This window comes from Bacteroidota bacterium (genome assembly GCA_034723125.1).
GTDB lineage: Bacteria > Bacteroidota > Bacteroidia > CAILMK01 > JAAYUY01 > JAYEOP01.
The window spans coordinates 1-1,911 of record JAYEOP010000479.1; the positions used below are offsets into that span (position 1 = coordinate 1).

Genomic DNA, 1,911 nt, shown 5'->3' on the forward strand with positions numbered 1-1,911 from the left:
CCCCTTATTAGGATATACTATATTTACATCTTTATTTTTATTTGTATCTGTATCAGGTTGTACTCCTTGATTATCACTTACCAATCCTTCGTCAGGATTTAGTATATTTACATCTCTATTTGTATTTACATCTTTAATATCATTATTGTAAGAATATCTTTCTTTTTTACTTATATTTATATTATGAATATGTTCTTTACCTGTAAAACGAGGTGCAGATGTAAGATATTTATTATATGTAAGCCCATTATTAGGATATACTATATTTACATCTTTATTTTTATTTGTATTTACATCTGTATCAGGTTGTATTTTTTGCTTATCACTTACCAAATCAATATGGTCAAATTCGACTATTTGGGCTGTCCTTCTCAAGTCAGCCGTATTAAATTCATCATTTTGACTAAATAAAGGGCTTGAGATTAAAATAAGGGTTAAAATTGTAAAAATTCTTTTCATATTTTTTGTTTTTATTACACACAACGAGTAAATAAAATGACCACTCATTATATTTCCATTTTCTATTTTGTTAAAAGATTCCATAATTAAATATTATCCAATAGCTTATAAATTTTGTAGTTTTAATATTTTCATATCCAAATAAATTTTGAATGTATATTAAATCAGTTCACAAATATAATATTTATTATACAACAAAACAATAATTTTCTTTTATCTAACGAACCGCCAAGTACAGCCTATGCCAAATACTTTCGGTAAGACCCGCTTGGTTTAGGTCTCGCCCAAAAGGTGCGGGATAAATTGTGAGAGTTGCACTTTGTTAGCCGTAGTTTTAACGAAAGAATATCAGCCGCCTACTCAATTGCCAACAGTATTTCTATTTCTGTCTTTCTCTTGTCAGAAACAATTGGTATAAATCATTGGTTTTAATAAAATTCTTATATCCTTTTTTAGTCAGTCCATTTAACAGTTTTTGGTCACCAGTCCATAAAATCCCTTTTGTGAAATATGACACAGCAACAAAGATTGTATCATCGATGTCAATGTCCTAGCACAACAATTCAGCATTTTTGTAAATCTCTGTAGGTATGATGGAATGGTTGAGAATGGTTATGTTTTTAAATATTAAAGCATAAGTTTCAAGGAATTCATCGTCTGTCAGTTTTCCAATGGATTTAATTTTCTCTTTATTATTGAAAATTTCAAATCTAATATAGGCAGGTGAATAAAAGTCAAAATGGTTTTTTGCGTTAATCAGAATCTGACCAATTCTACTGTTGGTATTTAGTAATGTGCTAAATACGATATTCGTATCAACGATTATTTTAGTCATTGAGTCCTAATTCTTCTTTAGTCCTATTCCAACGTCCTTTTTTTACTTCTTTTAAAAGTTTGTCAACATCATTTTCTGTTGCAGATGATTTAGAAGTCAATTCTTCGTATCGTAAATAATCAAGAATTGTCTGAATTCTGGAAGTCTTCATTCTTGCAGAAAATCTGACCAATATTTCGTTATCTTGTCTTTCTACTATCATTTTTCTTTTTTTTTCAAATTTACAAAAAATTCAGATAATTGGTTTGAATATGGGTTTTTCTTAATATTGGTGGCAACTTGTAAATAAACGCAACCCTATTATGTTTATTTCCATTATACCCATAGCTGCCCCTTTTGTAAGATGATAATATCGTGGTATATAAAGATATGATTGCATTTTGCTATTAATTTAATTGTTACAAATGTAAATAAAAATTTTATAATTCCAATAAATCTCCCTGACTTTATATTTCCATTAAATTCTTATTTGTTACATGAGTGTAGATCTCTGTGGTTTTTGAACTACTATATCCAAATAAATTTTGAATATATCTTAAATATATTCACAAATATAATAAAATTTGTACTATACAACAAAACAATAAAGTTTTCCTTTTATACCGAAAGGTTATCAT

2 protein-coding genes and 1 pseudogene are annotated in these 1,911 nt (G+C 27.7%); all 3 read right to left on the bottom strand.

What is annotated here, in order from left to right; translation table 11 throughout:
- The coding region (locus U9R42_12420) for a hypothetical protein (GenBank protein MEA3496823.1) at positions 1 to 459 on the bottom strand (459 nt) is incomplete at its 3' end.
- A gap of 379 nt (positions 460 to 838) precedes the next feature.
- Positions 839 to 1,294: pseudogene (locus tag U9R42_12425) on the bottom strand (PIN domain-containing protein).
- Entirely contained in the window at positions 1,287 to 1,496 is a 210-nt protein-coding gene (locus U9R42_12430; GenBank protein MEA3496824.1) for a hypothetical protein, read from the bottom strand. Before U9R42_12430 ends, U9R42_12425 begins: the two are co-directional and overlap by 8 nt.
- Between the last annotated feature and the right edge of the window lie 415 nt (positions 1,497 to 1,911).